At 73.4% G+C, this 8,475-nt stretch carries 7 protein-coding genes; 6 read left to right on the top strand and 1 reads right to left on the bottom strand.

Translation table 11 applies throughout. The annotated features are described in order from the left end of the window. The 4 genes from C1I98_RS30605 to C1I98_RS30590 form a co-directional block, all read left to right on the top strand. A partial coding sequence (locus C1I98_RS30605) for a DUF5691 domain-containing protein (protein WP_233508324.1) occupies nt 1–836 on the top strand: 836 nt, incomplete at its 5' end. Continuing rightward, complete coding sequence (locus tag C1I98_RS30600; protein WP_111170857.1) at nt 833–1,900, top strand: ATP-binding protein; 1,068 nt, start codon at nt 833–835, stop codon at nt 1,898–1,900. The genes C1I98_RS30605 and C1I98_RS30600, both read left to right, overlap by 4 nt. Next, complete coding sequence (locus C1I98_RS30595; RefSeq protein WP_111170858.1) at nt 1,890–4,085, top strand: DUF5682 family protein; 2,196 nt, start codon at nt 1,890–1,892, stop codon at nt 4,083–4,085. Before C1I98_RS30600 ends, C1I98_RS30595 begins: the two co-directional genes overlap by 11 nt. Next, nucleotides 4,082–5,269 carry a VWA domain-containing protein gene (locus tag C1I98_RS30590; protein WP_111170856.1) on the top strand — a complete coding sequence of 396 codons (1,188 nt, stop codon included), beginning with the start codon at nt 4,082–4,084 and terminating at the stop codon, nt 5,267–5,269. The genes C1I98_RS30595 and C1I98_RS30590 overlap by 4 nt, the downstream gene beginning before the upstream one ends. Nucleotides 5,270–5,306: 37 nt before the next feature. Here C1I98_RS30590 and C1I98_RS30585 read toward each other — a convergent pair whose 3' ends face one another. After that, complete coding sequence (locus C1I98_RS30585; RefSeq protein ID WP_111170855.1) at nt 5,307–6,767, bottom strand: MFS transporter; 1,461 nt, start codon at nt 6,765–6,767, stop codon at nt 5,307–5,309. Nucleotides 6,768–6,897: 130 nt separating this feature from the next. Here C1I98_RS30585 and C1I98_RS30580 point away from each other — a divergent pair, with 130 nt between their 5' ends. Then, the gene (locus tag C1I98_RS30580; RefSeq protein ID WP_111170854.1) at nt 6,898–7,635 is read left to right on the top strand and encodes a TetR/AcrR family transcriptional regulator; all 738 of its coding nucleotides are present in this window, start codon (nt 6,898–6,900) and stop codon (nt 7,633–7,635) included. A 63-nt stretch (nt 7,636–7,698) separates the two neighbouring features. Further along, nucleotides 7,699–8,475 (top strand): Nramp family divalent metal transporter (locus tag C1I98_RS30575; RefSeq protein WP_199537325.1); only part of this gene is annotated, 777 nt, incomplete at its 3' end.

The raw sequence follows: 8,475 nt of genomic DNA, 5'->3' as shown, positions 1-8,475 counted from the left end.
ATAAGAGACAGCGGGAGGGGCCCGATGATCGGGCCGTGTTCCTCGTGGTGCTCGAAGACGGGCTGTCGGCGGGTGATGAGCCGTTCCTGGAGGCCGCGCTGGACGACCGGCGTCGTGAGGTACGGCAGGCCGCGGCCGATCTGCTGATCCGGCTGCCCGGTTCGCGGCTCGGGGAGCGGATGGCCGAGCGGGGCCGGCGGTGTCTGCGTCCGTCGGGTGGCCGGATCGCGGTCGTGCCGCCGGAGAGCTGCGACGCGGGCATGGCCCGCGACGGCGTCCGGGCGGCTCCGCCGCGCGGCACCGGCGAGCGGAGCTGGTGGCTCCAGCAGGTGGTGGCGCGGACCCCGCTTCGGGTGTGGGCCGAGGTGTTCGGCGTCCCGCCCGACATCCTCGTCGGAATGAAGATCGTCGACTGGGGACGCGAGGTGCGGGCGGGCTGGGTGCGCGCCGCCGTGCTCCAGCGCGACTCCGCCTGGGCGCGGGCGCTGTTCGCCGTCGATCCGCTGGCCGAGCTGCTCGCCGTACTCCGTCCCGCCGAGCAGGAGGCGCTGGCCGCCGACTTCGTCGCCCGGCACCCCGTGGACGGTCAGTTGATCATGGTAATGGGCGGCGCGGCGGCCCCCTGGGGGCCGGCCCTGACCCGCGCCGTGCTGCACAAGATCCTCGACGTGGCCGGCACCCAGCCATGGAACCTCGGCGAGCTGATCAGGCTCGCCGGTGAGCGGGCCGACCCCGCGCAGCACCAGGCGGCGGCCGGGTTGTCCCTCGAACCACCAGTGCAGGAGGTCGCCGCCGTCCTCCGCTACCGAAGTGACATGTTGAAGGAGTTGTCGTGACCGACGTCCTGCGTCCGCACGCCGAAGACCTCTACGCCGAGGAGCTCGCCGTGCTCGCCAAGTCAGACGACCGGCCACGGCCGCCCGGCTGGCGGCTGTCCCCGTGGGCCGTGACGACGTACATCCTGGGCGACGGCGACCAGATCACCCCCAAGTACATCGGCCCCCGCCGCGTGGTCGAGGTGGCCGTGGCCACGCTCGCCACCGACCGGGCGCTGCTGCTGCTCGGCGTGCCCGGCACCGCCAAGACCTGGCTGTCGGAGCACCTGGCCGCCGCGGTCAGCGGTGACTCCACCCTGCTGGTGCAGGGCACCGCGGGCACCGCCGAGGAGGCCGTCCGCTACGGCTGGAACTACGCCCGCCTGCTCGCCGAGGGCCCCTCCCGGGAGGCGCTGACGCCGAGCCCGGTGATGCGCGCCATGGCCGATGGCGGCATCGCGCGGGTGGAGGAGCTGACCCGCATGCCGTCCGACGTCCAGGACGCGCTGATCACCGTGCTGTCGGAGAAGACCCTGCCGATCCCCGAGCTGAACGACGAGGTCCAGGCGCGGCGCGGGTTCAACGTCATCGCCACCGCCAACGACCGTGACCGGGGCGTGAACGAGCTGTCGAGCGCGCTGCGCAGGCGCTTCAACACCGTGGTGCTGCCGGTGCCCGCGACCGTCGAGGAGGAGATCGACATCGTCTCGCGCCGGGTGGAACAACTCGGCCGCTCGCTCGCGCTGCCGGAGATCCCGGCCGGGCTGGAGGAGATCCGCCGGGTGGTGACCGTGTTCCGCGAGCTGCGCTCGGGCGTCACCGAAGACGGCCGCACCAAGGTCAAGTCGCCCAGCGGCACGCTGTCCACCGCCGAGGCCATCTCGGTGCTGACCAGCGGCGTCGCGCTGGCCGCCCACTTCGGCGACGGCGTGCTACGGCCCGCCGACGTCGCGGGCGGCATCCGGGGCGCGGTGGTCCAGGACCCTGTCTCGGACCAGGTGGTGTGGCGCGAGTACCTGGAGACCGTCGTGCGCGAGCGCGACGGCTGGAACGACTTCTATCGTGCGTGCCGCGATGCCGGCTGAACCCGCCCTGTTGGGGGTCCGCCACCACGGCCCCGGGTCGGCCCGCGCGGTCCGGGCGGAGCTGGCCCGGCTGCGGCCCGACATCGTGCTGATCGAGGGGCCGCCAGAGGCCGATCCGCTGGTCGCGCTGGCGGGCGACCCCGCGATGGAGCCGCCGGTGGCGCTGCTCGCGCACGTTCCCGGCGAGCCGGCCAAGTCGGCGTTCTGGCCCTTCGCCCGGTTCTCCCCGGAGTGGCAGGCGATCCGGCACGCGCTCGGCGCCGGGGTGCCCGTCCGCTTCTGCGACCTGCCCGCCGCCGCCATGTTCGCCACCGCAGGCACCGAGGAGGCCGAGGACACCGACGACACCGCACCGGCCGATCCGATCGGCTCGCTGGCCGCGGCCGCCGGATACGACGACCCGGAGCGCTGGTGGGAGGACATGGTCGAGCACCGCGCGGGGGCGACGCCGTTCGAGGTGATCGCCGAGGCGATGGCGGCCGTGCGCGACGGGCACGCCCCCGGTCCGCGCGAGGCGCTGCGCGAGGCGCACATGCGGCGGGCCGTCCGCCGCGCCCGCAAAGACGGTTTCGAGCGGATCGCCGTGGTCTGCGGGGCCTGGCACGTTCCCGCGCTGGCCGCGCCGATCACCGCGAAGGCCGACGACGCGACGCTGCGCGGGCTGCCCAAGGCCAAGGTCGAGATCACCTGGGTGCCGTGGACGTACGGCAGGCTCGCGACCTTCAGCGGCTACGGCGCGGGAGTCACCTCCCCCGGCTGGTACGACCACCTGTTCGCGGCCCCGGATCGGCCGGTCGAACGCTGGCTGGCCGGCGCGGCCGGCGTGCTGCGCGAGGAGGGCCTGGCCGTCTCCTCCGCGCACGTCATCGAGTCGGTACGGCTGGCCGAAGGGCTCGCCGTGCTGCGCGGGCGTCCGCTGGCGGGCCTAGGAGAGGTCACCGAGGCGGCCAGGGCCGTGCTGTGCGAGGGCGACGACCTGCCGGTCGAGCTGATCCAGCGGCGGATGGTCGTCGGCGAACGGCTCGGCGCGGTCCCCGACGACACCCCGATGGTCCCGCTCCAGCGGCACCTGCGCGAGGAGCAGCGCAGGCTCAAGCTCAAGCCCGAGGCACTCGACCGCGACCTCGATCTCGACCTGCGCAAGCCGCTCGACCTCGGGCGCAGCGTGCTGTTGCACCGGCTGCGGCTGCTCGGCGTCCCCTGGGGCACCGCCCGCGAGTCGCGCGGCAAGGGCACGTTCCGCGAGTCGTGGACCCTCGTGTGGCGGCCGGAGTTCGACGTCGAGCTGATCGAGGCGAGCGCGTGGGGCACCACCGTGGGGGCCGCCGCCGCGGCCAAGGCCCGCGACCTGATGACCAGGGAGGGGGTGACGCTGGCCGACCTCACCGAGACCCTGGAGGCGTGCCTGCTGGCCGATCTCGGCGAGGCCCTGCCGTACGCCCTCGATGCGCTCGCCCAGCGGGCGGCCCTCGACCCCGACGTGACCCACCTGATGGCGGCGGTGCCCGCGACGGCCCGCGCGCTGCGCTACGGCGACGTGCGCGGCACCCCGGCCGAGGGCCTGGGCAAGGTGGCCGGCTCGATGCTGGCCCGCATCCGCGCGGGGCTGTCCCCGGCGCTGACCGGCCTGGACGACCCCGCCGCCAAGGAGATGATCGGCCATCTCGACGCAGTCCACGCGGCCACGGGCCTGCTGCCGGAGGCCGAGCGGGACGCCTGGCTGGCCGCCCTGCACGGCGTCGCCGGCCGCGGCGACCTGCACGGCCGGATCGACGGCAGGCTGACCCGGATGCTGCTGGACGCGGGTTCCTTCGACGGGGAGGAGACCGCCCGGCGGATGGCGCTCGCCACCTCGGCGGGGCATTCACCCGCGCGGGTCGCATCCTGGGTGGAGGGCTTCCTGGCGGGCGGCGGGCTGCTGCTGGTCCACGACGCGCAGTTGCTCAGGCTGGTGGACCGTTGGCTGAGCGGCCTTTCCGGCACGGCGTTCGTCGATGTGCTGCCGTTGCTCCGCCGCACGTTCGCGACCTTCGACGCGCCCGAGCGGCGGGCCATCGGCGAGCGGGTGCGCAACGTCGGCCGGGCCGGGGCGGGCGGCCGGGACGAGGCCGCGCTGGAGATCGACGAGGAGCTTGCGGCCGGAGCCGTCGCTACGGTACTGGCGATCTTGGGGAGGTCCGGATGAAGGACGTGACCGGCACTGCCGATGAGCGGCTGCGGCGCTGGCGGCTGGTGCTCGGCGGCGACGCCGACGGCACCGGCTGCGCGCTCGGCGGCGCCGACGCGAAGATGGACGGCGCCCTGGCCGCCCTGTACGGCAGGCCCGGCGAGCAGGGCCGTTCGGGCGCCTCACGTTCTGCCGGCCTCGGCGCCTCCGCGCCCACCGTCGCCCGCTGGCTCGGCGACATCAGGGGCTATTTCCCCAGCACGGTCGTCCAGGTCATGCAACAGGACGCCATAGAGCGGCTGAACCTCACCGCCCTGCTGCTGGAGCCGGAGATGCTGGAGGCCGTCGAGCCCGACGTCCACCTGGTGGGCACACTGCTGTCGCTCAACCGCGTGCTGCCCGACCAGACCAGGGAGTCGGCCAGGGCGGTGGTCCGCAAGGTCGTGGAAGACCTCGAACGCCGGCTGGCCCAGCGCACCCGCACCGCGATCACCGGCGCGCTGGACCGCTCGGCCCGCACGCACCGGCCGCGCCGCCCGGCCGACATCGACTGGGACCGCACCATCCGGGCCAACCTCAAGCATTACCTGCCCGAGCGGCGGACCGTCGTGCCCTCCCGGCTGGTCGGCTACGCCCGGCGGCAGCGGGCGGTGAAACGCGAGGTGGTGCTGTGCGTCGACCAGAGCGGGTCGATGGCCGCCTCGGTGGTCTATTCGGGCGTGTTCGGTGCGGTGCTGGCCTCGATGCGCTCTCTGAAGACCTCCCTGGTCGTCTTCGACACCGCCGTGGTCGATCTCACCGACCGCCTCGCCGATCCCGTCGAGCTGCTGTTCGGCACCCAGCTCGGCGGCGGCACCGACATCAACCGGGCCATCGCCTACTGTCAGGGCCTGGTGACCCGCCCGGCCGACACCACGTTCGTGCTGATCAGCGACCTTTACGAGGGCGGGGTCCGGCAGGAGATGCTGCGCCGGGTGGCGGCGATGCTGGCGGCCGGGATCCAGGTGATCGTCCTGCTCGCGCTGTCGGACGAGGGAGCACCGTCCTACGACCACGACAACGCCGCGGCGCTGGCCGCGATGGGGGTGCCCGCCTTCGCCTGCACCCCCGACGCCTTCCCGTCCCTGATGGCCGCGGCGGTGCAGCGGCGCGACATTCGCGCATGGGCCGAGCGCCACCTTCCGGCCGGGGCCGTCGGGTGACGCTCGCCGGCGGGGCGCGCCGTGGCGTCCCGCCGGTTCAGTGGCCGGCGCCCTCCGGGCGGGCCCGCTTCGGCATCAGCAGCGCCAGCAGGCAGGTCAGCAGCAGCATCCCGGCCAGTACGCCGAGCGTGACGCGGACGGCGGTGACCGGGTCCCAGGCGCCGCCGCCGGCCGCCTGGAAGAAGACCGTGCCGAGCAGCGCGACCCCGAACGCCCCGCCGAGCTGCTGGACGGCGGTCAGCGTGCTGGACGCCGAGCCGGTCTCGGCGGGCTCGACCCCGGCCAGGGCGATGTCGAAGAACGGCGACATGGCCAGCGCCATCCCGAGGCCGATGGCCACCAGGAAGGGGGCGAGCCGCCAGATCCCGGCCGACGTGCCCGCCGCGCCGAAGACCAGCGCGAGCCCGATCGCGCCCGCGCCCATGACCAGGGTCCCGGCGTGGATGAGCGTCCTGCCGTACCTCTGTTGCAGGCCCGCGTTGGCCGCGCCGAATCCGATGACCGCGCCCACCGCCTGCGGGAGGAACGCGAGGCCCGCCTGGACGGGGGTGTAGTGCGGGCCGGTCTGGAGGTAGACGCTGAAGACCCAGTTGAAGCCGATCAGCACGGCGAAGAACAGCAGTCCGGCGGCCAGCCCGCCGGTGAAGGCCCGCTTGCGGAACAGGCCGACCACCACGAGGGGGTCGCCTCCGGCCCGCTGCCTGCGCGACTGCTGCAGACCGAAGACCGCGAACAGCGCGACGGAGGCGGCCATCGAGACGAAGGTCCACGCGGGCCAGCCCAGCTCACGGCCCTGGACGAGCGGGTAGATCAGCAGCAGTGCGGCGGCGCCGGCGATGCCGACCCCGGTGAGGTCGAGCCTGGTGACGTGCCCGGTGCGCGACTCCCGCATGAAGAACACCGCCCCGGCGATCACCAGCAGGCCGACCGGGAGGTTGATCAGGAAGATCATCCGCCAGCCCGTCCCGAACAGGTCGGCGCCCACCAGCCAGCCGGCGAGCACCGGGCCGCCGACCGAGCCGATCGCCATCACCGGCCCGAACGCGCCCAGCGCGGCGGCCTGCTCCCTGGGCGGGAACATCTCCTTGATCATGCCGAGCCCCTGCGGGATCATCACCGCGCCGAACAGCCCCTGGAGCACCCGGGCGGCCACCAGCACCTCCGGTGACCAGGCCAGCCCGCACAACAGTGAGGCGGCGGTGAAGGCGGCGGCGCCGATGAGGAACATGCGGCGGCGGCCGTAGAGGTCGCCGAGCCGGCCGCCGGTCAGCAGCCCGGCGGCCATGGCCAGCGTGTAGCCGGCGCTCAGCCACTGGATCATGGTCGCCGAACCGCCCAGGTCACGCTGGATCGAGGGGGCGGCCACCGTGGTAACCAGCGCGTCGAGGAGGTCCATGACCTCCGCGCCGAGGATCGCGAGCAGTGCGACCCAGCGCCACCGGTACGGCTGGTCCGGCGCCCGGGCGGGGACGGCCGCCCCGGCGGAGGTCTGGGGCATGTCGAGGTCTCCTTCACATCGGCACGAACATCGTTCGCAAGCGAACACCGTTTTAGATTCCGAACGACGTTCGTGTCAAGTACGATGTTCGTAGCCGCTGGCGGACGGGCAGACGCAGGCAGGAGGTCCCATGGGCGAACAGGCGCAGGCCGTACCCCTGCCGCCGTGGCGTACGCCGCGCAAGGCGCCCGCGGCGCGGCAGCCGCTCAGCCAGGACGCGATCGTGGAGACGGGGCTGCGCGTCCTCGACGCCGAAGGATTCGACGCGCTCAGCATGCGCAGGGTCGCCCAGGAGCTCGGCACCGGTCCCGCCTCGCTGTACGCCCACGTGGCCAACAAGGACGAGCTGCTGGACCTGCTCTATGACCGGGTGCTCGCCGAGGTCGAGACCCCGAGGGCCGACCCCGGGCGCTGGCGGGAGCAGATGCGCGACCTGGCCCTGCACATCTACGAGGTGCTGAGCGCGCACGCCGACATCGCCAGGGTGGCCATGGCCGACATCCCGAGCGGGCCCAACGCGCTGCGCATCACCGAGGCCGAGCTGGCGATCATGATCAGCGGCGGGGTGCCGCCGCGGATCGCGAGCTGGATGATCGACCGGCTGAACCTCTACATCGCCGCCGACGTCCACGAGGGGGCGATGTACGCGGCCAGGCAACGCGCCTCCGGCAAGGACGCCGGCGAGTTCATCAGCGACTTCTTCGGCCGGTTCGGCGACTACTACCGCACCCTGCCCGAAGACCGTTTCCCGATGATGACGGCCCATGTGGACGACCTCCTGGAGGGCGGCGGCAGGGTGCGTTTCGAGTTCGGCCTGGACCTGCTGCTCGGCGGCCTCGCCCGGTACGGAGCCCCGGGCGACCGGTGACGCCACGGTGAGTGAGCCGTTACAGCGGGTTTGAAGGCGGCCGTCCGGGTGCAATGAGGCACCATGCGGACGTTCCCGACGGCCCGCGGCAAGATCCCCGACGTCGCCGTGGCCGATCTCCCCGACCCCCGCCCACTGCGGCGGGTGATCGGCCCCGGAGTCGTGGCCGCGGCGATCGGCCTCGCCTCCGGCGAGTTCGTGCTGTGGCCCTACATCTCCGCCAACGTCGGCCTGGTCTTCCTTTGGGGCGCGTTCGTCGGGGTGGTCTTCCAGTTCTTCATCAACATGGAGATCGAGCGCTACACACTGGCCACCGGCGAGACCGCGCTGACCGGCTTCAGCAGGCTGTGGCGGCCCTGGGGCCTGGTGTTCATCGCGATGGCGGTGCTGGCCAACATGTGGCCGGGCTGGGCGACGAGTTCGGCCACGGTGCTCACCTACGCCATCGGGGCGGGCGATCCCGTGCTGTTCGCCATCGGCGAGCTGGTGCTGATCGGCGTGATCCTCACCCTCGCACCGTTCATCTATCGCTGGGTGGAGCGCATCGAGTTCGTCAAGATCGGCGCGGTGCTGGTGCTGCTGGTGGGCGCGCTGGCGGTGGCGCTCGCCACCGAGTCGCGCGGCGGGCTCGCCCAGGCCGTCACCGCGCCCGCCGTACCGCTGGAGCTGGGGGCCGCGCTGATCCTCGGCGCGCTGGCCTTCGCCGGGGCGGGCGGCGCACAGAACCTCGTGCAGAGCAACTGGATCCGGGACAAGGGCCTCGGGATGGGCGCCAGGATGCCCAAGCTGGTCTCCCCGGTGACCGGCCGCCCGGAGGCCGCCCCCTCCACCGGCTACCGC

Source organism: Spongiactinospora gelatinilytica (assembly GCF_003236385.1).
Classification (GTDB): domain Bacteria; phylum Actinomycetota; class Actinomycetes; order Streptosporangiales; family Streptosporangiaceae; genus Spongiactinospora; species Spongiactinospora gelatinilytica.
This window is presented reverse-complemented; position numbering and strand designations above follow the sequence as displayed.